Origin of the sequence: Micromonospora sp. CA-246542 (genome assembly GCF_050942905.1) — a bacterium.
In the GTDB taxonomy this organism is placed as follows: domain Bacteria; phylum Actinomycetota; class Actinomycetes; order Mycobacteriales; family Micromonosporaceae; genus Micromonospora.
Genome location: NZ_CP192040.1, coordinates 3,729,263 through 3,753,889 on the forward strand (window position 1 = coordinate 3,729,263; position 24,627 = coordinate 3,753,889).

General features: G+C 72.3%; 22 protein-coding genes and 1 pseudogene. 14 read left to right on the forward strand and 9 right to left on the reverse strand.

The genetic code is table 11. The features are described from left to right. Nucleotides 1-44: 44 nt before the first annotated feature. A complete protein-coding gene (locus ACQP0N_RS17560) occupies nt 45-341 on the reverse strand; it encodes a hypothetical protein (protein ID WP_433111643.1) in 297 nt (98 codons plus the stop codon). A gap of 78 nt (nt 342-419) precedes the next feature. Between ACQP0N_RS17560 and ACQP0N_RS17565 the strand changes: the two genes are divergently transcribed. From ACQP0N_RS17565 to ACQP0N_RS17590, 6 genes are read left to right on the forward strand one after another with little or no spacing between them, the layout of a single operon-like run. Further along, the gene (locus ACQP0N_RS17565; RefSeq protein WP_433111646.1) at nt 420-719 is read left to right on the forward strand and encodes a hypothetical protein; all 300 of its coding nucleotides are present in this window, start codon (nt 420-422) and stop codon (nt 717-719) included. Nucleotides 720-736: 17 nt separating this feature from the next. Further along, nucleotides 737-2,530 (forward strand): hypothetical protein, encoded by a 1,794-nt coding sequence (locus tag ACQP0N_RS17570; protein ID WP_433121681.1) that lies wholly within the window; start codon nt 737-739, stop codon nt 2,528-2,530. After that, the gene (locus tag ACQP0N_RS17575) at nt 2,511-3,056 is read left to right on the forward strand and encodes a phage tail protein (RefSeq protein ID WP_433111648.1); all 546 of its coding nucleotides are present in this window, start codon (nt 2,511-2,513) and stop codon (nt 3,054-3,056) included. The genes ACQP0N_RS17570 and ACQP0N_RS17575 overlap by 20 nt, the downstream gene beginning before the upstream one ends. A 9-nt stretch (nt 3,057-3,065) precedes the next feature. Beyond that, the gene (locus ACQP0N_RS17580) at nt 3,066-3,998 is read left to right on the forward strand and encodes a hypothetical protein (RefSeq protein ID WP_433111651.1); all 933 of its coding nucleotides are present in this window, start codon (nt 3,066-3,068) and stop codon (nt 3,996-3,998) included. Beyond that, nucleotides 3,995-4,453 carry a hypothetical protein gene (locus tag ACQP0N_RS17585; RefSeq protein ID WP_433111654.1) on the forward strand — a complete coding sequence of 153 codons (459 nt, stop codon included), beginning with the start codon at nt 3,995-3,997 and terminating at the stop codon, nt 4,451-4,453. Before ACQP0N_RS17580 ends, ACQP0N_RS17585 begins: the two co-directional genes overlap by 4 nt. Nucleotides 4,454-4,498: 45 nt before the next feature. Then, nucleotides 4,499-5,269: a hypothetical protein gene (locus tag ACQP0N_RS17590; protein WP_433111657.1), complete on the forward strand. Its 771-nt coding sequence runs from the start codon at nt 4,499-4,501 to the stop codon at nt 5,267-5,269. Nucleotides 5,270-5,308: 39 nt separating this feature from the next. Here ACQP0N_RS17590 and ACQP0N_RS17595 read toward each other — a convergent pair. From ACQP0N_RS17595 to ACQP0N_RS17620, 6 genes and pseudogenes are all read right to left on the reverse strand, one after another. Then, a pseudogene (locus ACQP0N_RS17595) lies at nt 5,309-6,048 on the reverse strand (PmoA family protein). 136 nt (nt 6,049-6,184) lie between these two features. Beyond that, nucleotides 6,185-6,868, reverse strand: coding sequence for a hypothetical protein (locus ACQP0N_RS17600; protein ID WP_433111660.1), 684 nt, complete (start codon nt 6,866-6,868; stop codon nt 6,185-6,187). Continuing rightward, nucleotides 6,852-7,733, reverse strand: a complete 882-nt coding sequence (locus ACQP0N_RS17605; RefSeq protein ID WP_433111663.1) for a carbohydrate ABC transporter permease — start codon at nt 7,731-7,733, stop codon at nt 6,852-6,854. The genes ACQP0N_RS17600 and ACQP0N_RS17605 overlap by 17 nt, the downstream gene beginning before the upstream one ends. Then, a complete protein-coding gene (locus ACQP0N_RS17610; protein ID WP_433111666.1) occupies nt 7,733-8,716 on the reverse strand; it encodes a carbohydrate ABC transporter permease in 984 nt (327 codons plus the stop codon). The genes ACQP0N_RS17605 and ACQP0N_RS17610 overlap by 1 nt, the downstream gene beginning before the upstream one ends. 32 nt (nt 8,717-8,748) lie before the next feature. Then, nucleotides 8,749-10,092 (reverse strand): ABC transporter substrate-binding protein, encoded by a 1,344-nt coding sequence (locus ACQP0N_RS17615; RefSeq protein WP_433111669.1) that lies wholly within the window; start codon nt 10,090-10,092, stop codon nt 8,749-8,751. A 19-nt stretch (nt 10,093-10,111) separates the two neighbouring features. Next, nucleotides 10,112-11,242, reverse strand: coding sequence for a LacI family DNA-binding transcriptional regulator (locus ACQP0N_RS17620; RefSeq protein WP_355051224.1), 1,131 nt, complete (start codon nt 11,240-11,242; stop codon nt 10,112-10,114). Between the two features lie 240 nt (nt 11,243-11,482). Between ACQP0N_RS17620 and ACQP0N_RS17625 the strand changes: the two genes are divergently transcribed. From ACQP0N_RS17625 to ACQP0N_RS17660, 8 genes are all read left to right on the forward strand, one after another. After that, nucleotides 11,483-12,811, forward strand: coding sequence for a Gfo/Idh/MocA family protein (locus ACQP0N_RS17625; RefSeq protein WP_433111673.1), 1,329 nt, complete (start codon nt 11,483-11,485; stop codon nt 12,809-12,811). Between the two features lie 20 nt (nt 12,812-12,831). After that, nucleotides 12,832-14,265 (forward strand): glucuronate isomerase, encoded by a 1,434-nt coding sequence (uxaC, locus tag ACQP0N_RS17630; RefSeq protein ID WP_433111676.1) that lies wholly within the window; start codon nt 12,832-12,834, stop codon nt 14,263-14,265. Further along, the gene (locus ACQP0N_RS17635; RefSeq protein WP_433111679.1) at nt 14,262-15,566 is read left to right on the forward strand and encodes an enolase C-terminal domain-like protein; all 1,305 of its coding nucleotides are present in this window, start codon (nt 14,262-14,264) and stop codon (nt 15,564-15,566) included. The genes uxaC and ACQP0N_RS17635 overlap by 4 nt, the downstream gene beginning before the upstream one ends. Continuing rightward, nucleotides 15,557-17,050: a mannitol dehydrogenase family protein gene (locus ACQP0N_RS17640; RefSeq protein WP_433111682.1), complete on the forward strand. Its 1,494-nt coding sequence runs from the start codon at nt 15,557-15,559 to the stop codon at nt 17,048-17,050. Before ACQP0N_RS17635 ends, ACQP0N_RS17640 begins: the two co-directional genes overlap by 10 nt. 52 nt (nt 17,051-17,102) lie before the next feature. Then, nucleotides 17,103-18,278, forward strand: a complete 1,176-nt coding sequence (locus ACQP0N_RS17645; protein ID WP_433111685.1) for a Gfo/Idh/MocA family protein — start codon at nt 17,103-17,105, stop codon at nt 18,276-18,278. A 191-nt stretch (nt 18,279-18,469) separates the two neighbouring features. After that, nucleotides 18,470-19,825, forward strand: coding sequence for a pectate lyase family protein (locus ACQP0N_RS17650; protein ID WP_433111688.1), 1,356 nt, complete (start codon nt 18,470-18,472; stop codon nt 19,823-19,825). A gap of 81 nt (nt 19,826-19,906) precedes the next feature. Continuing rightward, nucleotides 19,907-20,635 carry an HD domain-containing protein gene (locus ACQP0N_RS17655; RefSeq protein ID WP_433111691.1) on the forward strand — a complete coding sequence of 243 codons (729 nt, stop codon included), beginning with the start codon at nt 19,907-19,909 and terminating at the stop codon, nt 20,633-20,635. Between the two features lie 149 nt (nt 20,636-20,784). Then, entirely contained in the window at nt 20,785-22,272 is a 1,488-nt protein-coding gene (locus tag ACQP0N_RS17660; protein ID WP_433111694.1) for an FAD-binding protein, read from the forward strand. A 307-nt stretch (nt 22,273-22,579) separates the two neighbouring features. Here ACQP0N_RS17660 and ACQP0N_RS17665 read toward each other — a convergent pair whose 3' ends face one another. Both ACQP0N_RS17665 and ACQP0N_RS17670 read right to left on the reverse strand, forming a co-directional pair. Further along, nucleotides 22,580-23,350, reverse strand: a complete 771-nt coding sequence (locus ACQP0N_RS17665) for an AfsR/SARP family transcriptional regulator (RefSeq protein ID WP_433111697.1) — start codon at nt 23,348-23,350, stop codon at nt 22,580-22,582. 137 nt (nt 23,351-23,487) lie between these two features. Then, on the reverse strand, nt 23,488-24,615 hold the full coding sequence (locus tag ACQP0N_RS17670; RefSeq protein WP_433111700.1) for a hypothetical protein: 1,128 nt from the start codon (nt 24,613-24,615) through the stop codon (nt 23,488-23,490). Between the last annotated feature and the right edge of the window lie 12 nt (nt 24,616-24,627).

Here is a 24,627-nt window from a genome sequence, read left to right on the forward strand (position 1 = left end):
ATGGCGCTGGTGGAGGCGTTCGCGCACCTGACCGAGGTGATGATCTACCGGCTGAACCAGTTGCCGGAGAAGGCGTACGTGCAGTTCCTGAACCTGCTCGGGGTGGCGCGGCACGCGCCCACCGCGGCCTGGGCGGACGTGGTGTTCACCCGCGCCGGCGCCGACACCTCGGCGGTGCGGATCCCGGCCGGGCTGCGGGTCGCGGCGGCGCGTGGCGCGGATCCCCGGCCCGTCGTGTTCGTCACGACCGAGCCGGCGACGCTGCCGGCCGGCGAGTCCTCGGTGACCGTCCGGATGCACCACTGCGAGCCGGTGGACGCGGAGCTGCTGGGTCTCGGCACCGGCCAGCCGGGGCAGGTGCTGCGCGCGGCCCGCGCTCCCTGGCCCACACCGGCGAGCCGCTGGACCTGCTGCTCGGGGTGGAGGTGCCGACCGGCTCGGTGGAGCTGGGGGCGGCGGCCCGCGAGCACGAGGGCCGCACGTTCGAGATCTGGCAGCCGGTGGACAGCTTCGCCGGGCTCGGCCCGCAGGCCAAGGCGTACCTGGTGGACCGCTGCTCGGGCACCGTCACCTTCGCCCCGGCCCTGGACCTGCGGCCGCCCGCCGACGGCACCGCCGGGCCGACGCCGGTGGCGGCCGTGCCCCGGCCGGGCGGCAGGTCCGCCTCTGGTACCGGGCCGGCGGCGGTCCGGCCGGCAACGTCGCCGCCGGCACGCTGACCACCCTGCGCGATCCACTGCCCGGGGTACGCGTCGACAACCCCACCCGGGCCGCCGGCGGCCGGGAGATGGAGGCGTTGGAATCGGTGCTGCTGCGCGGCCCGTACGAGTTCTTCGCCCAGCAGCGCGCGGTCACCGCCCGCGACTTCGAGGTCCTCGCCACCAGCGCGGGCGCGGTGGCACGGGCCCGCGCGTTCACCCGCTCGGCCGTCTACAGCTTCGCCCGCCCGGGTGAGGTCGAGGTGGTGCTGGTGCCGTACGTGCCGCCGGAGGCTCGACCGGGCGGCCGGCTGCCGGTGGCGGTGCTGCGCGAGTACGAGGTGCCCGAGGCCCGCCACCGCGTCGAGGCGGACCTGGAACAGCGCCGGATGGTCGGTATCCGCTCGCGGGCGAGCTGGGCCCGGTTCAAGGCGGTGTCGGTGCGGGCCCGGGTGGTGGTGCGGCGGGAGGAGGACGTGGACGCGGTCCGGCGGCGCATCCACGACCGGCTGCACCAGACGCTCAGCCCGCTGCCCACCGCGCTCAACCCGAGCGGGTGGCCGTTCGGCGAGCCGCTGCGGGCATCCAACGTGTACCGGTTGTTGGAGCAGGCCGAACCGGGCGTGCGGTACGTCGAGTCGGTGCGGTTCGTGGTCGACGAGGCGCCCGACGCCAACGTCCGCGCCCTCGCCGTCGACGCGTACCAGCCGCGCACCTGGTACGCCGGGCGTGGCCCGGTGTTGTTCCGCTCCAGCAACGCGGGCTCGGGCTGGGAGCCGGCCGGCCGGTTCGACGACGACGAGACGGTGCTACGGGTCGCGCCCGCCCCCGCACCGGTGCGGCCCGGCATCGTGGCGCGTCCCGGCTCGGTGGCCGTGGTGACGGTGCGCGAGTCGGGTGGCTCCCGGGTCCGACTGAGCACCGACCTGGGTGAGACGTGGTCGCTGCTGACCGACCTGGACTCGCGGATCTCCGACGTGGCGTGGCTGGACCGCGACGGCGCGGGAGCGCTGCTGGTGGCCACCGACACCGGGCTGTACGAGGTGTCGCTGCTGCCCGGCGCGGTGCCGTTGCAGATCCTCGTCGACCCTTCCGACGCCGACCGGGGCTTCTACGCGGTCCGCGCCTTCGTCTCCGAGCGCGGCGCGCCGGGCGTGGCGGTCGCGGCGCAGGCCAGCTTCGGGGTGTACCTGTCGACGGCCGGCGGCCGGCCGGGCACCTTCACGCACGTCGGGCTCTCCAACGTGGACAACCGGGTCCTCGCGGTGCAGTACGACGGCCCGGCCACGCTGCTGTGGAGTGGCGCGGGCGAGCCGGACCCGAAGAAGCCCGGTCAGGGCTGTCACCGCACCCGGCTGTTCGAGTCCGACGTCAAGTGGCAGTCCGTGCAGGCCGGCTGGATCGGCGGCACCTGCCGGGATCTGGCGTTCGCCGGCCAGCAGGTGGTGGCCGCCACGCAGAGCGGCGGGGTGCTGCGGCTGGACACCCTGGCCGCCCAGCCGCAGTGGCAACCGGTCTCGGTCAACTGCGGGCTGCCGTTACGCGACCGGACCCGGTTCGTGCCGGTCGACGCCGTCGCCGTGAGCGGCCCTGCCGCGGCGGCCGGCGGCGCGGGCGGTCCGGCGACCTCCGGCGCGGGCGGACCGGCGGCGGACCGGCTGGTGCTGGCCTGCGGCGAGCGCGGCGTGTACCGCAGCGCCGACGCGGTCACCTGGACCGCCAGCGCCAACCAGGCCACCGCCGACGTGGTGACCGTCCCGGACACGTGGCTGCTCTGCTCCGGCGAGCACGACATCGAGGTGGTGCGCCAGGATGCGACGCTCGGCGATTGAGCGGCTGCTGCCCGCCGCGTACCAGCGGGCGTGCGTGCCGGGCAGCGTGCTCTGGGCGCTGCTGGACGTCATGGAAGGGCTGCACGCCCCGGACGAGACGATCCTCGCCGAGGTGGACGCCCTGTTCGACCCGTACCGGGCCCCCGACGACATGGTCGTACGCCTGACCCGCTGGGTGGCGATGGACCACGTCGTGGCGTCGCACCGACCGGACGCGCCGCTGCCCCTGCCGGTCGGGCGGCTACGGGACCTGGTGGCCCACGGCGCGCTGCTGGCGCGGTGGCGTGGCACCCCGTACGGGATGCGACGGGCCCTGGAGGTGGCCACCGGGGTGAGCGGCTTCGCCATCGACGAGCCCGACGAGAGGCCCTTTCACATCGTGGTGCGGGTGCCGGCGGACGCCGCCGACCACCTCGCCGTGATCACCCGCATCGTCGAGGCGGAGAAGCCGGCGGCGACCACCGCCGAGGTCGTCCTCGCCGCCTCGCCACCATCGGATCAGCCGACCGCGGCACCGTCCGCTTAAGGAGCCTTCATGACCACCGAATGGGCCGTCGTCGGCGCCGCGTCGCAGTTCACCCTGGACGCCGCCAACCACGGCGAGCTGACGTTCACCGTCTCCAACCCGGGCCTCGCGCCGGACACCGTCGTCTTCGACGTGGCGCCCGGCGAGGGCAGCCAGCGGGCCTGGTTCACCGTCACCGAGCCGCAGCGGGTGGTGCCCGGTCAGGGTTCGGTCTCGTTCCTGGTCCGCCTCGCGGTGCCGGCCGGCACCGCGCCCCGCCGCTACGACATGACCGGGTTCGCGTACTCGGCGAACACCGCGCCGGAGGAGAGTTCGCGCTCCAGCGGCCGGGTGACGTACGAGGTCCGGGCGGTCGCCGCGCCGAAGCGGACGCCGTGGCCGTGGATCGCCGCCGCCGCGGCGCTGGTGCTCGTGGTCGCCGGGGTGGTCGGCTACCTGCTGACCCGCTCCGACGGCCCACCGACGCCGGGCACGCCACGGGTCGTGACGCTGGAGGCGGAGAGCCTGGTCGACGGGGCAAAGGTGGAGTCCCCGGCGAAGACCGCCGCAGGCATCGACGCGCAGCCGAACTGCTGCGACATCACCTGGTCGGACGACGCGCAACTGTTCTTCACGGGCCTGGCGCCCGGTGACCGGGTGAACGTCACCGTCGAACTGCCGGCCGACGCCCTCTGGCGTTTCTCCACCACGCGCACCACGAGCTTCGACTACGCCAACACCATCTGGCAGATCGACGGCGTGCAGCTCGGCAGCACCTTCTTCGGCTTCAGCCCCACGGTGATCCTGCAGGACTTCACCGACGTGGGAACCGTCCGGTTGGCGGCGGGCCGGCACACGCTCACCCTGGTCGCCGTGGGCAAGACGCAGGGCTTCGACAGGTACTTCGCGGGCGTGGACCAGATCCGCTTCACCGAGGTGACCGGGGCGGTCGCGCGGCGATGAGCGGTCGGCAGAAGGTCGTCCTGGTGACGCTGGCGGTGCTGCTGGTGGCGTTCTTCGCGCTCGCCGTCGGCGTCGGCGGCGGCGAGCAGGGCCGCGCGAGCGACCGGCCGGGAATCGTGCAGCGGCTGGGCCGGCTGGCCGGCGCGAGCAGCACGATCGACCCGGCGACCGTGCAGGCCGACTGCGACCGTACCGGCGACGTGCTCACCTTCGTCGGCGGCTGCGCGGTACGGGTCGCCGACCCGGGCGAGCTGCGGACCCTGGTGCTGCGCAGTGGCCGCACGTTCGCGGTGAGCGCCCCGGCGCCCGGGGACGCCGACCTCACCGTGCGCTCGGAGGTCGAACCGGACGACGGCGGCGAGGCGGTCGCCCGGATCGCCGTCGACAGCGCGACCACGGTGCTGCTGGGCTGCCCGGGAGGTGTGGGATGCACGGTCACCGTCGCCGCCGAGTGACAGGTCCACCCGCCGGCGCGCTCCCCGACCGTACGGAGGCCCGCCATGGGTGACCTGCGCAAGCCGTTCCTGCTGCTCGCGCTGGTCGCGATCACGCTGGTGGTCCTCGTCGAGGTGGGATCGTCGCTGCTCACCGGAGGCGGCGACGCCACCGGCGCGCTGCTGGTCGGCGCGGCGGACCTCGGCGTGGAGGTGGACGCGGCCGGGGTCAGCGAACCCTCCGGACGGGGCACCAGCTACCTGGCGTTGATCGACGCGGTGGCGCTCTGGACCACCGGCCTGTTCTGCCTCAGCCTGGTGGTGCCGGAGCGGGTGCAGGGCCGCATCCAGGGCGTCGCGACGCTGATCTTCTCGATCCTGCTCATCCTGGGCTCGCTGATCCTGCTGATCATCGCGTTCGTGGAGCTAATGATCATGGTGTCGCTGTTCCTGGCCGTGCCGTTCGGCACCCTGGCGTACCTGGCGCTGTGGGGCTTCTTCCCGGTCGGCGACGCGGCGGTGCTGCTCGGCCTGGCGCTGCTGCTCAAGCTGGTCTGGGCGGGGTTGTTGGTGCTGGCCCAGCCCCGGTTTCTGCAGAACAAGGGCCTCGTCCTGATAATCATCACCACCCTGCTGTGCACCGTCGTGCTGGAATTCCTGCACAATCTGGTGCCGGTGATCCTGGTGAGCATCCTCGACGGCATCGGCGCGATCGTCTTCGCCATCATCGCCATCATCTGGGGCCTGGTCCTCCTGATCGGCTCCATCCCGGCGATAGTCAAGGCCATCCGGGTCACCGCCGTCGCCGTCCCCGCCGCCCTACCCGGTCGATCATGAAGTTGTTGTCACCACGCCCGGCGTGTCGGGACAACAACTTCATGATCGACGCGCGCTGGCGAGGGTGGCGCATTGGTCGGGAGGCAGGGTGCCGTCGGCGATCCACACCTGGTAGCGGCCGTGGCGGGTGGTTCCGGCGGGGACCTCCGCCGGCTGGTCGAAGGCGAAGGCCACGCACACGCCGGGGTACATGGCGGTCCGCACGAACCACCGGTCGCCGGGGCCGAGGCCCGCGAAGACCAGGGTGTACGCCCCACCGCCCGGGCCGGTGCCGGCCAGCGCCAGCCACGGGGTGGCGCTGCCGTTGACCGCCTCCTCCCCGCCGCCTCGGCGGTGAACACCGTCGCCTCCTCGTCGGCGACCGCCCGCCAGAAGAACCCGCCGTAGCCGGCCCCGCCGGGGCGACCGTTGGTGGCCGGGCTGCCCAGGCGCACGGACCTGTCGGGCGGCGCGGTGAGCGCGGAGTCCAGGTCGAGCCGCCAGACGTCCGGCGTCACCGCCGACACGGCCAGCCGACGCCGCTCGGTGAGCAGCACCCGTCCGCGCGGATCGCGCCACTGGAGCTGATGGGCCAGCCGGTCGGCCGAGCGCCGCGTCCAGCCGGTGTGGACGATCCGCCCGTGGTCCTCGCGCCACGTGTAGCCGACGTCGCGCACGTAGGTGCGCCCGCCCCACAGGTTGACGCCGTCGACGTCCTGCACGGCGAGGGAGGCGCCCAGGTGCCAGACGTGGTCGGCGGGGAGCGCGTCGGTGACCGCCGTGCCCCCCAGGGTGCGCACGGGGTGCAGGTACGGCCGGGGCCGTGCCGCGCGTCCAACGCGGGGTCGACGACGTACCGGGCCACCTCGGTCCCGCCGACCAGCAGCCGAGCCGGTTCCTCGGCGACCGGAGCGGGGTCGGCGGCGGGATCGGCGGTCACGGCAGCTCCGTCCGGGCGGCGGCCGGTTCGCGGCCGCCGGCGTCAGCGGCGAAGGCGCGACCGATGTCCGTGGTTACCGTCATCCGGTTGGCGACGGCGTGCAGGGCCGCCAGGGCGTAGCCGGCGAGGATGGGCACGGCCACCGGTGTGACCAGGACGGCGAGCAGCCCGGCCAACGCCGTCACGCCCGTGAGGGCGGCCCACCGGGTGGGCGCGTCGAGGCAGGCGCGGGCGCTGGACCGGGCCGCGACCCGCCACCGCCCGCCCCCGTTACGGCCCGCCTCGACGACGACCAGCCCGGCGTACCCGGCCAGAGCGGCCGCGACCAGCCCGGTCACCGCCAGCGCCGGTGGGCCACCGGGCACCCGATCGGCGGTCAGCGCCGCCAGGTCGGCGGCGAGCAGCCCGAGCACGCCGAGCCCGAGCAGGCTGACCGGCACGCCGGGCAGCACCGAGCGGCCGAATCGGCGCAGGGTCGTACGCGCCGACGGCCAACCGCCGGTACGCGTCCAGTCGCGCACCGCCGCGCTGGCCGTACCCGCCGCCCCGGCGGCGGTGAGCAGCGGCGCCGCCGCGAGGGTCAACAGGATGCCGAGCAGCGCCAGGTCCGCGGCGTCGCGGGCGACGTCCCGCCAGTCCCGCCGTTCGGCGACGTCGACGGGTTCAGCCCTTGATGCCACTGGTGTTGATCCCCTCGACGAGCATCCGTTGGAACGCGACGAAGAACAGGAAGACCGGCAGCAGCGACAGCACCGACATGGCGAACATCGGCCCGACCGCGCTCTGACTCGTCGAGTCGATGAAGAGGGTCAGCGCCACCGGCACCGTGTAGTCCTGGAGTTGGGACAGGAAGACCAACTGGCGGAAGAAGTCGTTCCAGGTCCAGATGAACGAGAAGATCGCGGTGGTGACCAGCGCGGGTCGGCTCAGCGGCAGGATGATGTGCCGGAAGATCCCGTACGGGCCCGCGCCGTCGATCCGCGCCGCCTCGTCCAGCTCGCGTGGGACGCCGCGCATGAACTGCACCATGAGGAAGACGAAGAACGCCTCGGTGGCCAGGAACTGCGGGATGAGCAGCGGCAGGTAGGGCCACTCGCCACCGACCAGACCGAGGGTGCGGAACAGGATGTACTGCGGCACGATCAGCACGTGCTGGGGCAGCAGCAGCGTACCGATCATGACGGCGAACCAGAGGCCACGCAGCCGGAACCTCAGGCGGGCGAAGGCGTACGCGGCCAGCAGGCAGGAGAGCCCGTTGCCGACGACGGTGAGCAGGCTGACCAGCGCGCTGTTGAGGAAGAACCGGCCGAAGCCGACGTCGAAGTTGGACCACCCGGCGGTGTAGTTGCCCGGGGTGAACCGCTCGGGCAGCAGCCCGACGTTGTTGACGATCTCCTCCTGGGACTTCACGGAGGTGCCGACCATCCAGATCAGCGGGTAGAGCACCACGGCCACGATCACCACCAGGATCAGCAGCCGCAGCACGGGCCGGCCGCCGGGGCGTCGTCCCGCTCCGGGCGGCGCCGCCGCCGTCGGAATCGCCATCACCGGTCCTCTCCGTCGGAGTAGTGCACCCAGAACCGCCCGGTGCTGAAGAAGATCCCGGTGAGCACCGCGATGGCGAGCAGGAACACCCAGGCCATCGCCGAGGCGTAGCCCATCTCCAGGTCGGTGAAGCCGGTGATGTAGAGGTTCAGCGTGTACATGAGGGTCGAGTCGACCGGGCCGCCGGTGCCGTTGCTGAGCACGAACGCGGCGGTGAAGCCCTGGAAGCCGTTGATCGTCTCCAACACCAGGTTGAAGAAGATGACCGGGGAGAGCATCGGCAGGGTGACGGCGCGGAACTGCCGGAACCGACCGGCGCCGTCGACGGACGCGGCCTCGTACAGCTCGGTGGGCACCTGCTTCAGCCCGGCCAGGAAGATGACCATCGGGGCGCCGAACTGCCAGATGGCCAGCACCATCAGGGTCTCCAGGGCCCAGTCCGGGTCGTTGACCCAGGGCCTGCCCTCGATGCCGAAGAGGCTCAGCAACGAGTTGAACGCACCGTCGCGGTTGAACATGTTGACCCAGACGATGGCCAGCGCCACGCTGCCGCCAAGCAGCGACGGCAGGTAGAACAGGCCGCGGAACAGCCCGACGCCGCGCCACGCGCGGTTGAGCAGCAGCGCCACGCCGAGGGCGGCGGCCAGTTTCAGGGGTACGGCGACCAGCGCGAAGGTCAGGGTGACCCGCACCGCGTGCCAGTACGACGGGTCGGCCGTGAACATCCGCTCGTAGTTGGCCAGCCCCACCCACCGCGCCTCGGAGAACGGGGTGAGGATGTCGTAGTTGGTGAAGCTCAGGTAGAGCGACAGCAGCATGGGAACGGCCGTGACACCCATCAGGCCGATGAGCCACGGCGACAGGAAGACGTACCCCGCCAGACCCTCGCGGTGCCGGATGCCGCCGGACCCACGCCGGGTGGGGTGGGTCCGGGCGGATCCGGGGCCGGGTCGGGTCGGGTCGGGCGCCGTGGTCAACGCCACGATCGGCTCCTCTCCTCGCCTCGTGGGGCGGGTCAGGCGATGGCGCCCTTGCAGGCCTCGAGGAACTGGGCGGCGGCCTGCGCGGGGGTGGCCCGGCCGTACTGGGCGCTCTCGGCGGCCTTGACCAGCTCGGACTTGACCGTGCTGTGTCCCTTGATGGGCACCTGTGGCGACTCGCCGAACTTCTGGGTCAGCTCCGCCTCGACGGCGATCGACTGCTTCATCGCGGGATCTGTGGTGCCGTCGCTGACCACCTGGCGCAGGTCCAGATTGGACGGCAGGCCCCGGTCGGTGCCGAGCAGGGTGACGGCCTCCCGGTCGTTGGCCAGGAAGTTGATCACATCGACCGCGACGTCCCTGTTCTTGCTGCCCTTGAACACCGACCAGTACATCGAGGCCCGGGCCCACTGCGCGCTCGGATCGCCGGGGTAGGCGATCACACCCAGCTCGTCCTTGGTGTTCTTCTTCAGGTCCGGCATCTGGTTGGCCCAGACCCAGGACGTCGCCGACTTGCCGGTGACCACCAACTGTTTGGTGACGTCGCTGGAGTTGCCCTCGTGGATGACGTCGGCGGTCGGGGTGGCCTTACGGTCCCGCGCGCCCTTCCACAGGTCGAACCAGGCGGTCACGTCCTCGGCGGTGAAGCCCAGATCCTTGCCCTTGTACAGGTCCTTGCCCTGCTGGCGCAGCCAGACCCAGAACGCCTTGTAGTCGGCGCTCGGATCCTGGGTGCCGGGAACCCCCGTCCTGGCGGACACCTCCTGGGCCCAGGCGATGTGCTGCTCCCAGCTCATCCCGGTGGTCGGCTCGGGCAGGTTGTGCTTCACCAGCAGCGTCTTGTTGTAGACCAGACCCTGCGTGTTCTCCCCGGCGGCCAGGCCGGCGAGTTTGCCGTCGACGACGCCGTACTGCCACAGGCTCTTGGGGAACGTGGAGGTGTCCAGCTTGCCGGACTTCTGGTACGAGGTGAGGTCGAGCGTGGTGTTGCGGGCCGCGTACTCGGCGAGGTAGTTGTCGTCGATCTGGAACAGGTCGGGCGGGTTGCCGCCGGCGGTCAGCGTGGCGAGCTTGTCGAAGTAACCCTGGTTGGCCTGCCAGGTCTTCTCGAAGGTCACGTTCGGATGCTTCTTTGTGTAGAGGGCGAGGGCGTCCTCGGTCAGCTTGGCCCGGGCGTCGCCGCCCCACCAGAAGATCGAGAGCTTGACGGGGGCGTTGGGGTCGGCGTCGTCGTCGTCGCCGCACGCGGCGGCGCCGAACAGCAGCGGCGCGGCGACCGTCGCGGCGAGCAGGCCGCGCAGCAGCCGCCGCCGGGGCAGCGGGGTATTTTGAGGACGCCCGACGGGCGTGCTCGTGGTGGGGGACGTTGCGGGGTGCATGTGCGCTCACTCCTCGGCTTTAGGAGGCGACGGCATCACCCGAGGCCGCGGTCGGGATGCCCGGGCCCGCAGGGCAGTGCGGGTCCGGGCCATGGGAAGCGGCCCGGGGACGTGCCGGCCGGGCATGCGGACCCGGCCCGGTCGAGTCTCGGATGACCAGGTCGGTCTGGAGCATTACCTGTGCGGTGGTACGCCGGACGCCGACCGCCGTGCCAGCACCGGGCCCCCGCGCGCCGCGCGGTGACTCGATGTCCTGTTGCAGCAGCATGTCGACGGCCGTCCGGCCGGCGGCCCCGGTGGGTGTGGCCACCGTCGTCAATTTGGGTCGGGTGAGCCGGCTCAGGGCGATGTCGTCGACCCCGACGACACTCACCTGCTGCGGCACCCGGACCCCGAGCGCGTCCAGCCCCTCGATGAGGCCGATCGCCATCAGGTCGTTGTAGGCGAGCACGGCGGTGACGCCGCTGCGCCGTACCTGCTCGGCCACGGCGGAGCCGCCGGTCTCGGTGGGAGCGTTGGGGCCGAGCACGGTCAACTCGCCGCCACCGGTCCGGACGGCCGTGGTGGCGGCGCGCCGCATCTCCCGGTTGGTCCACGAGCTGCGCGGCCCGCCGAGCAGGGCGATGTCGCGGTGACCGAGACCGATCAGGTGTTCGACGGCTGCCCGGGCTCCCTGCCCGACGTCCATCAGCACGCACGGCAGGCCGGTCACCTGACGGTTCACCACGACCAGCGGCACCTCGCGGCTGAGCTGTTCGATCAGGCTGTTGCTCATCCGTGGGCTGCACAGCAGCACCCCGTCGACCTGCTTCGCGAGGGCGTGGACCAACTCCTCCTCGGCGGTCGGGTCCTCGTTGGTGTCGGCCACGAAGACGTGGTAGTCGCGATGGCGTGCCTGGCTCTCGGCCGCCTTGATCAGCGGTGGGAAGAACGGGTTCGCGATGTCGGCGATGATCAGCCCGATGTTGTGCGTACGCCCGGTGATGAGGGCGCGGGCGGCGCGGTTCGGCCGGTAACCCAGGTCCTCCGCGCAGGCCAGCACCCGGACCCGGGTCTCGGGGTTGACGAGGTGCGGGGCGGAGAAGGTGCGGGACACGGTGGAGATGTGCACCCCGGAGGCGCGGGCGACGTCCCGGATGGTGACTGGCACGGCGGCCCCTTCGTCCGAGTGCGGCGGTGGTCACGCGGGTGCCGCCAATTAATGCAAACGGTTGCTCCACTGTCAACGGTCAATGTTTGCAGCTCTGTTGCAGCGAGACGCCCAACGGTGGCCTTCAACCCCGCAAAAACCCACAATTGCCGCCGATTGTGCCGCTGTCGTTGACGCCATCACATTGATCGTGGTTACTTCACTGCAAACCTTTGCAGGGGTCATCCGGAGGGCGATCGCATGTCACCGAGATCCGGCGGGCGGGTCCGCTACGCCGTCGTGGGCACCGGCGCGCGAGCGGAGATGTTCGTCCGGGCCCTGGTGCTCGACCACGCCGACTCCACCGAGCTGGTCGCCCTCGCCGACGTCAACCAGACCCGGATGGACGCGCACAACCGCTGGCTGGGCGAGCTGGGACACCCGCCGGTGCGCACGTACCCGGCCGGCGAGTTCGCCTCCATGCTGGACGCCGAACGCGTCGACGTCGTCCTGGTGACCAGCGTGGACGTCACCCACGACGAGTACGTGGTGGCCGCGCTGCGCGCCGGCCGGGACGTCGTCACCGAGAAGCCGATGACCGTCGACGCCCCCCGCTGCCGGCGCATCCTGGACGCGGTGACCGAGACCGGCGGCCGCGTCACCGTCGCCTTCAACTACCGCTACAACCCGCTGCACGAGCAGGTGCGCCGGCTGCTCGCCGACGGCGCGGTCGGCGAGATCGGCTCGGTGCACTTCGAGTGGCTGCTCGACGTGCGCCACGGCGCCGACTACTTCCGCCGCTGGCACCGCGACAAGGCCACCTCCGGCGGCCTGCTGGTGCACAAGGCCAGCCACCACTTCGACCTGGTCAACTGGTGGCTGGCCGCCACACCGGTCGAGGTGTACGCGGCGGGCCGGCTCTTCTTCTACGGCGAGGACGGCCGCCGGCACGGCTACGCCCGCGACTACGACCGGGCGTACGGGGCCCCGGCCGCCGCCGACGACCCCTTCGCGCTGCGGCTCGACGCGCACCCCCGGCTGCGCGAGCTGTACCTCGACGCCGAGGCCGAGGACGGCTACCAACGCGACCGCAACGTCTTCGCCCCCGGGGTGAGCATCGAGGACGACATGGCGGTGCTGGCCCGCTACTCCACCGGCGCGACAATGACCTACCACCTCACCGCGTACGCCCCCTGGGAGGGCTACCGGGTGATGGTGAACGGCAGCCGGGGACGCCTCGAACTGGAGGTGACCGAGAACGATTACGTCGACCGGGGCACCGCCGGCGCGGTCAAGGGGGCGGCCCTGCACGGCGTCGAGGCGCCCGCCGAGGGGGGCGGCGCGACGCTCACCGTGCGCCCGTTCTGGGAACCTCCCCGACGGATCCTCGTCGAGGGTCGTACCCGTCAGGGGCACGGCGGCGCGGACGCCCGGATGACCGCGGTGCTCCTCGGCGGCCAGCCCGATCCGTTGGGCCGCGCCGCGACGGCCGACGACGGCGCGTTGGCCCTGCTCACCGGCCTGGCCGCCAACCGGTCCCTGGAGACCGGACGGCCTGTGCGCGTCGCCGACCTGCTCACCACCCGCTGAGAAGCAGAACGAGGAGCCCCGTGCCGACGTCCGACCACACCGACCTGCTCCTGCCGGCCGAGCCGGGCCAGCGCGCGCTGGCCCGGGAGCTGTACGCCCTCGCGGCCCGGCAGCCGATCATCTCGCCGCACGGGCACGTCGACCCGGCCCTGCTCGCCGAGGACCGCCCCTTCCCCGACCCGGCGCGGCTGCTCATCGTGCCCGACCACTACCTGACGAGGATGCTGCTCAGTCAGGGCGTACCCCCGGGCGACCTGGGGGTGCCCACCCGCGACGGCAGCCCGGTCGAGGCCGACGGACGGGTGATCTGGCGGCGCTTCGCCGCGCACTGGCACCTGTTCCGGGGCACCCCGTCGCGGCTGTGGCTGGAACAGACCCTCCGCACCGTCTTCGGGGCGCACACCCCGCTGCGTCCCGACACCGCCGACGCCCTCTACGACGAGATCGCCGCGAGGCTCGCCGAGCCGGAGTTCCGGCCCCGGGCGCTGTTCGAGCGGTTCGGAATCGAGGTGCTCGCCACCACCGAGTCGCCGCTGGACGACCTCGCGGCGCACGCCAAGCTCGCCGCCGACGGCTGGGGTGGGCCGGGCGGTCGGGTGGTCACCACGTTCCGCCCGGATGACGTGGTGGACATGGAGTTCGACGGCTGGTCGGCCAACGTGGCGCGGCTCGGCGCGCTGACCGGGGAGGACACCGGCGCGTACCCCGGTTATCTGGCCGCCCTGCGGGCCCGCCGGGCCGCGTTCGTCGCGGCCGGGGCGACCTCGTCGGACCACGGGCATCCCACCGCGCGCACCCTGGACCTGACTCCGGCGGAGGCCGCCCGCCTCTACGACCGTGGGCTGCGCGGCGCGGCGGACGCCGCCGACGCCGAGGCGTTCCGGGCGCACATGCTCATGGAGTTCGCCCGCATGTCCCTCGACGACGGCCTGGTTCTGCAACTGCACCCGGGCGCGGTACGCAACCACAACCGCTGGCTGTACGAGCGGCACGGCCGCGACGTCGGCGGCGACGTGCCGCAGGCCACCGAGTACGTGCACGCGCTCGCCCCACTGCTGAACCGCTACGGCAACGATCCCCGGCTGACGGTGGTGCTCTACACCCTCGACGAGGACACCTTCACCCGCGAGCTGGCGCCCCTGGCCGGCGGGTACGCCGCGCTGCTGCTCGGGGCGCCCTGGTGGTTCCTGGACTCTCCGGAGGCGCTGCGGCGGTTCCGGGAGGCGGTCACCGAGAGCGCCGGCTTCTACAACACCACCGGGTTCGTCGACGACACCCGGGCGTTCTGCTCCATCCCGGTACGCCACGACGTGGCCCGCCGGGTCGACGCCGGCTTCCTGGCCCGGCTGGTCGCCGAGCACCGGCTCGCGATGGACGAGGCCGCCGAGACGATCGTCGACCTGGCGTACCGGATACCCAGACGGGTCTTCCACTTCGAAGGGGCCGACCAGTGACCACCACCATCACCTCCGTCGAGGTGCACGACGTACGGTTCCCCACCGCGGCCGGGGGTGACGGGTCCGATGCCATCAACCGGGGCGACTACTCGGCGACGTACGTCGAGCTGGGCACCGACTCCGGCCCGGTGGGCGCGGGGTTCACCTTCACCAACGGCCGGGGCAACGAGATCACCTGCGCGGCGGTGCGGGCGCTGGCCCACCACGTCGAGGGTCGTACGGTCGAGCAGATCGCCGCCGAGCCGGTGGCGTTCTGGCGCTCGCTCAGCGCGGACGCGCAGTTGCGCTGGCTGGGCCCCGAGAAGGGCGTCATCCACATGGCCACCGGCGCGCTCGTCAACGCCGTGTGGGACCTGCGAGCCAGGATCGCCGGCAAGCCGATGTGGCGGTTCCTGGCCGAGCTGCCCACCGACGACCTCGTCGCCAGCGTCGACTTCCACCACATCAGCGACGCGCTGACGCCCGACGAGGCGGCGGCCATCCTCGACAAGGGACGCGACGGCCTGGCCGACCGGTTGGCGACGCTGGAACGGGACGGTTTTCCTTCGTACACCACCTCGGTCGGCTGGCTCGGCTACCCCGACGACAAGGTGCGGGCGCTGACCCGGCAGGCGTACGACGACGGCTGGCGGGCCATGAAGATGAAGGTCGGCGGCCCGCTCGCCGACGACCTGCGCCGGGCCCGGATCATCCGCGCCGAGATCGGCCCGGACGCGCTGCTGATGATGGACGCCAACCAGGTCTGGGACGTCGACGAGGCGATCACCGCGATGACCGCGCTCGCGGAGGTGGACCCGTACTGGATCGAGGAGCCGACGCACGCCGACGACATCCTCGGGCACGCCCGGATCAACCGCGCCGTCGCCGAGCTGACCGGCGGCCGGTGCCGGGTGGCCACCGGTGAGGTCGCCGCCAACCGCGTCATCTTCAAGCAGTTGCTCCAGGCCGAGGCGATCGGCGTGATGCAGGTCGACGCGTGCCGGGTCGGCGGCGTCGACGAGGTCCTGGCCGAGCTGCTGTTGGCGGCGAAGTTCGGGGTGCCGGTCTGCCCGCACGCGGGCGGAGTCGGCCTCTGCGAGTACGTCCAGCACCTGGCGGTCTTCGACTACCTGCGGGTGGGTGCCAGCCTCGACGGCCGGATGATCGAGTACGTCGACCACCTGCACGAACACTTCGCCGACCCGGTCCGCACCCGCGGCGGCCGCTACCTGCTGCCCGACCGGCCCGGCTACAGCGCCACCATGAAACAGTCGTCGATCGCCGAGTTCCGGTTCCCGGACGGTCCGGCATGGCGGTGACCGTCGGCGCGTCCCGCCTCGGCCTGGGGGTGCTGCGCCACCTGCCCGTCGACTCCCGTCCCCTCGTGCGGCCGGGCACCGTGCCGACGGGCGTCGTACACCTGGGGTTGGGCGCCTTCCACCGCGCGCACCAGGCGGTCTACACCGAGGCGGCGGTCGGCGCGGCCGGCGGCGACTGGGGCATCGTGGCCGTCGCGCCCCGCAGCACCGCCGTGGTCGACGCGCTCGCCGCCCAGGACAACCTGTTCAGCGTGAGCGCCCTGTCCGCCGCCGACGCCACCACCCGGGTGGTGGGCGCGCTGAGCGGCGTACGGCACGCGCCGAGCGACCCGGACGCCGTGGTGGCGTTGCTCGCCGACCCGGCGGTCCGCGTCGTGACGCTCACCGTCACCGAGAAGGCGTACCAGCTCGATCCGGTGACCGGCCGGCTGTCGCCGGACTCCGCGCTCGCCGCGGACCTCGCCGGTCATCGGCCCCCGGCCACCGTGCCGGGTCTGCTGCTGCGCGGGCTGGCGGCCCGCGCCGAGGCGGACGCCGGGCCGCTCGCCCTGGTGAGCTGCGACAACCTGCCGGCCAACGGCCGACGGCTGCGCGGCCTGGTCGACAAGGCGATCGAGCGGGCCACCGGGACGCCGGCCGGGTTCGTCGACTGGGTGGCCGCCAACGTGACGTGCCCGGGGACCATGGTGGACCGCATCGTGCCGGCCAGCACCCCGGAGACCATCGACAGGGCCCGCCGGGCGCTCGGCGTCACCGACCTGGCCGCGGTCGCCGCCGAGCCGTACGCGCAGTGGGTCATCGAGGACGACTTCCCCGGCGGGCGGCCGGGCTGGGAGCACGCCGGGGCGGTGCTGACCGACGACGCCGGGCCGTGGGAGCGGTTGAAGCTGCGCGCCCTCAACGGTGTGCACTCGGCCGTGGCGTACCTCGGTGCGCTGGCCGGGCGGGAGACCATCGCCGACGCCCTGGAGATCCCCCACCTGACCGACGTGCTGCGCCGGCTGATCGCCGAGGACGTCGCGGCCAGCTTCACACCGCCGGACGGCGTGCGGGTCGTCGACTACGGCGAGCAGGTCCTGGCCCGGTTCGGCAACCCGGCGATCCGGCACCGCACCCTCCAGGTCGCGATCGACGGCTCGCAGAAGCTGCCGCAACGCATCCTGCACACCATCGCCGACCTGCGCGCGTCCGGACGGTCCGCGCGCTGGGGCGCGCTGGTCGTGGCGTCCTGGTTGCGCTTCGCGCTGGGGTACGCCGACGACGGCCGCCCGTTGCCGTTGCAGGATCCCCTCGCCGGGCCTATCCGGGCCGCCCTGGACGCCGGCGCGCAGAGCCCGGCCGGCGCGGTGGACGCCGTCTTCGCGCTCCGCGAGGTCATCCCGGCCGAGGTCGCCGACGACGACGAGGTACGCGCCCAGGTGACCGCCTGGCTCACCGCGCTCGGGCGACACGGCGTCGAGGCGACCCTGGCCGGCGTCCGGTGAGCCGGCCCGGCGGCACGTCGACGGTCTCGGCGGCGGCGTTGGCTGGTGTGCCGTGAACGGGTGGGTGCCGCCGACGACGGTGGCGGTGATCGGGGCGAACGGGCACGGTCACTGGCACCGGCGGGTGATCGCCCCGCTGCACGCCGAGGGCCGGCTGCGGCTCGTCGCCCTGGTCGACGTCGCACCGGTGCGCGACGAACGGGAGGCGCCGGTCCCGCCCGGCGTGGACGTGTTCACCGACCACCGGGCGATGCTCGCCGCCGCCCGCCCGGAGGTGGTGGTGATCTGCACCCCGCCGCACACCCACCTGCCGATCGCCCGGGACGCGGTGGCGGCCGGCGCGGACCTGCTGCTGGAGAAGCCGCCGGTGCTGTCGCTGGCCGAGCACCACGAGCTGACCGACGCGCTCGCGGCGGCCGGCCGGGTGGCCCAGGTCGGTTTCCAGGCGCTCGGCTCGGCGGCGCTCACCGCGCTGACCGACGCCCTGGCCGCCGGCCGCCTCGGCACGGTCACCGGCATCGCCACGGTCGCCGCGTGGCAGCGGCCGGACGCCTACTACGCCCGATCCGCCTGGGCCGGCCGTCGGACGTTGGACGGCCGACCGTCGCTGGACGGCGCGCTGGCCAACCCGTTCGCGCACGCGGTGATGCAGTGCCTGGCCGTCGCCGAAGCGCTGGGCGGGGTGCCACCGTGGCCGGTCGCGATCGAGGTGGAGCGCTACCGGGTCCGACCGATCGAGGTGGAGGACACGGCGGTGCTGCGCGTCCGGTTCCGTGCCGGCCCGCCCGTACTGGCAGCGGTCACGATGGCCTCGGCGCAGTTCGTGCCGGGCGAGGTGACGGTGACCGGTACGACCGGGCGGGCCGTGCTCGAATACCCGACCGACCGGCTGCGGCTGCCCGGCGACGCGGCACCCCGGCACGTGCCCGGTCGACAGGGCCTGCTGGAGAACCTGCTCGCCCACCGCGTCGACCCGGCCACGGTGCCGCTGATCGCCCCGCTGGCCCGTACCGCGCCGTTCACCGCCCTGCTGGACGCGCTGCGGGCCGCGCCCGAACCCCGACTGCTCGACGGGGAGCTCGTCGACGCGGTGGGCGACGGTGACGAGCGGGTGTTGCGGATTCGCGGCGTGGTCGAGGTGCTGCGTCAGGCGGCCGAGCAGGGCGCGCTGCCCAGCGAGCAAGGCGTGCCGTGGGCGGTGCCGACCTACCGCGCGGACCTGGCGTAGCGGTGGCGAGGGTGCTCAGATTGCCCTTTGCTCTGCTTCAACCGGGGCAACACTTTTGCCCCGCAGGTGTTGCCTTGGTTGAAGCAATGCAAAGGAGGCGACGGGTCGGTGCCCGCCCCTCCCGTCGCCGGCACCACTGCAACATTTCTGCAAACAATTTGTATACCGCCATCAGCGAACGGAAAATCCCCATGCGCGCACCCCTCGTCGGGGCGATGGTGATCGCCGTACTGGTCGGTGCCACACCGGCCGTCGCCGCTCCCCGCCCCGACCTGTCAGCCGCCGACCGGCTCCCCTGGTCGGCCCGTCAACTCGGCCGGCAGACCCTGCCGGAGCGGGACGGCTGGGCGGCCGAGGGCGTCGGCACCACCGGTGGTTCGGCGGCGGCACCGGAACGGACGCGGGTGGTCCGCAGCAGGGCTGAACTGGTCGCCGCCCTCGGTGGCGACAACGCCACCAACGCCACCGACGCCACGCCAAAGCTGATCTACGTGGCGGGTGCGGTCGACGGCTTCGAAGCACCCGACGGTACGGCGCTGAACTGCGCCGACCTGGCCGACCCGGCGTACCGGCTGGACGCCTATCTGGCCGCGTACGACCCGGCGGTGTGGGGTCGGGTGGCCCCCGCCGGGCCGCTGGAGGAGGCCCGGGTGCGGTCGGTGGCGAACCAGACCCGCCAGACCCAGATCAACGTGGGCCCCAACACGACGATCGTCGGGCTGCGCGGGGCCCGGCTGACCGGCCTCACCCTCATGATCGACCGGGCGTCGAACGTCATCGTGCGAAACCTGACCTTCGTGGACGCCCGGGACTGCTTCCCCGCCTGGTCGCCGACCGACGGCGAGACCGGCAACTGGAACAGCCAGTACGACCAGATCTCCGTCCGCCGCAGCGAGAACGTGTGGGTCGACCACAACACCTTCACCGACGGCGACAACCCGGACAGCGCCCAGCCCAGCTACTTCGGGCGGCCATACCAGGTGCACGACGGGTCGCTGGACGTCACCCACACCGCCAGCGGAGTCACCGCGTCCTGGAACCGTTTCACGGGACGGGACAAGCTGATGCTGATCGGCTCGTCCAACACCGTCGGCCCGGACGTGGGCCGGTTGAAGGTCACCGTGCACCACAACCTCTTCGACGGCGTCCTGCAACGGCTCCCCCGCGTGCGGTTCGGTCAGGTCGACGTCTACAACAACCACTACCGGCTCGGCGGGGACGGCTTCCAGTACGCCCTCGGCGTCGGGGTCCAGTCGGCGATCTACGCGGAGAACAACTTCTTCACCCTGGATCCGGCGGTCGACCCGGCCGACCTGCTCTACGACTGGGGTGGCACCGGGCTGACCGAGCGGGGCTCCTGGGTGCGCCAGGGCACCGGCCGGGCCCGGCCGGTCGACCTGCTGGCCGCGTACAACGCGGTCCACGATCCCGACCTGGCCGCCGACGCGGGCTGGACGCCCACCCTGCGTCGTGATCCCGTGCTACCGGCGCCGCTGGTCCCTCTCGTGGTGAATCCCCTGGCCGGGGCCGACCGGTTGCCGATCTGACGGCTCGACCCGCCGAAGTTCGTGGTCGGGTCGACGACGTAAGGGCTCATCGATGTGGTGAAGATCGGCTATAAGTGACGCATGGACTTCCCGCCGCACCTGGGCAGCATGCCGATGCACGCGATCACCGAGATCCACGGCGAACCGGGCCTGCTGGAGCGCTTCCGGCTGGAGATCCAACAGTTCGACGACGCCGCCCGCGAGCGGTTGACGGCCGCGCTCGACCTGGCCGCCGAGTTGCACCGCGACGACCGGCGCGTCCGTGAGCCGTACCTCAACCACCTGCTGCGGGTGGCGATCCGGCTGATGCACCACTACCAGGTGCGCGACGTGGACGTGGTCGTGGCCGGCCTGCTGCACGACGCGGTCGAGGACCATCCGGTCGAGTTGGCCGGCGGTGCCGCCTACGCCGACCCGGCCGGGGCCGCGCTGGCCGCGCTCGCCGCGCGGTTCGGGACGCGTGTCGCGACGCTCGTCGCCGCCGTCACGAACCCGGTGTACGACCCCGAGCGGGACCGCAACACGCAGTACCGGGAGCACCTGGCGGTCAGCCTGGACCGCGAGCCCTGGGCCCGGGTGATCAAGGTTTCGGACTTCACCGACAACGGCGTCGGCGTGATCCACACGGTCGGGCCGAAGGTCGTCTCGTCGGCCCGCAAGTACCGGCCGCTGGTGCCGCTCTTCCGGGATCTGATCGGCCGGCCGGACACACCGTTGTCGGCGGGGGTCAAGCGGCACATCTTCGGTCAGCTCGATCTTGCCGAGGAGCGGTTCAGCGCCATCCTGGACCAGCCCGCGCACGCCAACTGACCTGCCGTCGCGTCACCCGACCGGGTTCTGTGACAGGTTCTCGGATCTGCGCCGCAGCCTGCGGAATTACGGTGGTTTTGCGTCAGTTGGGAGGCAAAGCTCCTCTCGGTCGAATCTCTGACGCGACCCCCGTCGAGAGGATTCGGACCATGCGCGACCTTTCTCGTCGCGATCTGCTCAGGGCGACGGCCGTCGGCGCCGGAGCGATCGCCCTGCCCGGCGTGATGGCTGGCAGTTCGGCGGTGGCGGCGGACGGCCCACCCGTGGACGACTCGTACCCGCCCGCGACGTTGACCGGCCGGATCGTCCGCCCCCAGAGCCCCGACTACGCGGAGGCGAGCATCGGCTGGGACGAGCTGTTCGTGCGCTACCCGCTGGTCATCGTCTTCGCTCAGGAGACCCAGGACGTCGTCAACGCCCTCACCTGGGCTCGGCAGCACGACGTGGCGCTGCGGGTACGCAGCGGCCGGCACAGCCTGGAAGGCTGGTCGAACGTCGACAACGGCCTCGTCATCGACGTCAGCGAGCTGAAGGACGTCCACATCGACACCGCCACGCGCACGGCGAAGCTCGGCGCGGGGCTCAACCAGTCGGAAGCGATCACCGCGCTCGGGGAGTACGACCTCGCGGCGACGACCGGAACGGAGGGGACCGTCGGCCTGTCCGGCGCGACCCTCGGTGGCGGCTTCGGGTTCCTCACCCGCTACCTCGGCATGGCCTGCGACAACCTGATCGGGGCGGAGATCGTCGTCGCGGCGGGCGCCAACGGCGCCAGGGTGCTCGAGGTGGACCCGTGGAACCACGCGGACCTGCTCTGGGCGCTGCGCGGCGCCGGAAACGGCAACTTCGGGATCGTCACCTCCCTGACCTACCAGGTGGCCCCGCTGGAGAGCGTGGCGTACCTGCAGGCGACCTGGTCGGGCCTCGACGACCTGCACGACGTCTTCGACACCTGGCAGCGCGTCGCGCCGTTCACCGACCCCCGCCTCGGCAGCCAGGTCGAGATCCACCCGACCGAGATCCTGGTGTTCGGGGTGCTCGCCGAGGGCTCGGAGGCGGAGGTGAGAAGGCTGCTGGAACCGCTGCTCTCCATCGGCAACCCCGAGGTCAGCGTGCAGATCGGCGGTTGGAGCGAGACGTACGCCGGATTCCAGGTCCCGAACGACGAAGAGCCGGCGAAGTGGAAGTTCTTCTCCCAGTTCACCAGGGAGCCCTTCCCGACAAGGGCGATCAGCATCGTCCGCGAGTTCATGGAGAAGGCGCCGTCGCCGGACAGCAACTTCTTCACCCAGGCGTTCGGCCGGGGCGCCCAACGGCAGGAGCCCTTCGGCGGCTCGGCGTTCCCGCACCGTGACGCGCTCTTCTACTCCGAGCCCGGCGCTGGTTGGGGCACCCGCGGCGAGCCGGACAGCGGCGACGCCATCACCCCGATCGCGCAGACCTGGATCGCCGAATTCAGCCAGGCGCTGCGACCCTACGTGGACGGCGCGTACGTCAACGTGCCGAACATCGGCATGGCGGAGTGGGAGGAGGCCTACTGGGGGCGCAACTTCCCGCGACTGCGCAAGATCAAGGCGAAGTACGACCCGCACAACGTCTTCCAGTACGAGCAGAGCATCCCGCCCGCGACCCACTGACCCGGCTCACCAGCGGCCCGCCCGCCCGCCAACCCGACGCCCCTACCCCACCCCCTCGCGCGTCCTTTGCTCTGCTTCAACGGAGGCAACACTGACGGCGTCTCAGTGTTGCGCGGGTTGAAGCAGAGCAAAGGGCGCGCAGGAGACCCGTGGCCGCCGCCCGCGGGCGGCCGGGCGGACTGGGCGGACTGTTGGCGGGGGCAGACCGACGGCCGGGCAGGAGCCAGACAGGTAGAGGCCAGGCCAGACAGGTAGAGGCCGGGCGGGACACGCGGGGGCGCGTTGTCGGTATGGGTGGTGCGGTTGCTCAGGGATACGGGACCGCGGCGCCGGAGCGGCCAGCCTGCACCAGACGCTCCAGCCAGGGTGTCGGAGCGACGCCCAACTCCCGGCCCAGGTCGGCGCGGAACAGCTCGAACCGCCGCACCGCCTCGTTGATGTTGCTTTCGGCCAGGTGCACCGCGATCAGCGCGCGGGTGGCGCTCTCCCGCAGCGGCTCCAGGTGCACGGCGGTCAACGCCACCTGCACCGCCTCACTGAAGCGTCCCTGGGCGGTGAGGCGTTCGGCGAGAGCTTCCAGCGCGTACAGCCGGGTCTGGCGCAGCCGTTCCCGCTCCGTCAGAACCCAGTCGTCGTACCAGCCGGGCAACAGCTCGCCGGTCGCCAACGCCGGCACGGTGCCCACGGGTGAGCCGCCGGCCAGCAGGACGGCCGCCGCCGTGCTCAGGGCGGCCACGTCACTTGTGACGTCGGCGGCCAGGGCCAGCCCGTCGTCCTCCTCGACCAAGGGCTCGGGCGTCACCCGGTGCAGCCGCCACAGCATCGTGCGCAGGTTGGCCCGCGCCCGATCCTCGTGGGAGGCGGGCCAGAGCGTCCCAGCAGCCTCCGAGCGGGCACACCGCTGGCGTACGCCGAGGTAGGCGAGCAGCCGGCGGGCCCCCTGCGGCACCACCACGGACCGGCCGTCGCGTTCCAGCACGAAGCCGCCGAGCAGCCGCAACGCGTAGCGCGCTGGTCGCGCCGCTTCGGTCTCCTGCGCCCCGGGGCGGAGGTCCTGTGACACCTCGTGAACTGCCATCCGCGCGCCCTTCGTGCCCGATCGCCCCGTGGGATTCTCACGGTCGGGTGTGGAGGGTCGGTACGCCAGCGCAGTGTCGTCACACCGACCCGGCGAACGGCGCGGATCAACCGTTCGCCGGAGTCGTCGCCGGCCGTTCAGCGCAGCTTGCTCAGCGTCTGGGCGTACCCGGTCCACTCGGCGGCGTCGCCGGCCTCGGCGCGTACCCCGGCCTCCTTCATGATGCCGAGCACCCGCTCGGCCGGCGCCTCGGCGAGCTTGCCGAGCGTGCTGATCCCGGCGCGGGCCAGCGCCGCGCGGGCCTTGGTCGGCACCCCGGCGAGCATCGCGATGTCGGCGTCCGCGACGTTCTCCAGCCCCGCGTCGACGCCGAGGGCCGCCGAGACCGCCGACTGGGCCCCGACGGTGGTCCGGACGATGACGGCCTCGCGCTCGCTGACCTCGGCGATCATCGCATCCAGGCTCGGGTAGCTGCTGTCGGCGGGCAGCACCTTGAGCACGTCGCGGATGGTCCGGCCGTCGGCCACCTCGTCCTCGCCGAAGAAGCGGATGAACTCGACCACCTTCACCTCGCGCGGGAAGCGCTGCCGCACGTCACCGTGCTCGACGGCATAGCGGGCGACCTGGGCGGCGCCGCGCACCTTCGGACCGACCACCACGTCCACGCCGAGGGTCTCCACGGCGGGCAGCACGATCGTGCCGGCCTTGGTCTGCCAGATGCTGACCTTCTTGTCCATGAACATCGTGGTGCCCATGTACTTGCCGAAGTCCAACGCGCCGATGTAGTTGGGGATCTGCTCGAAGGTGTACGGGCCGGGCACGATCTTGTTCTCGTGCACCGTCGAGTGCAGCCGGTTGATCTCGGCGCGGATCTCGTCGAGCAACCGGCGCAGGCTCACCCGCATCGCCGCCATGCAGGTGAACGCCTTGGCCAGGTCGGTGCCGAGGTGGTCCAGGTCGTGCTCGATGCGGTGGAACCGCTCGTTGAAGCCCTGCTCCCCCGGTGTCTGGCCGGCCTGTACGACGTCCTCGCCGTCCACCCAGTCGGTGTGCGCGAACGTGCGGGCGAACGGTGGTGGGGCGCAGCCCGGCTCCACCGCCGGGAACGACTCGGCGTAGCTGAACACCCGCTTCGCGGTGCCGACGTTCTCATAGATCCAGGAGGAGACCAGCACGCTGGCGTCCGAGGCGGGAATGCCGTGGCGCGTGAACGCCTCGTACAGCTCGGTGACGGTCACCCCGTCGTAGTTGATCTCGTTCGCCATCGTGGTGTCCCT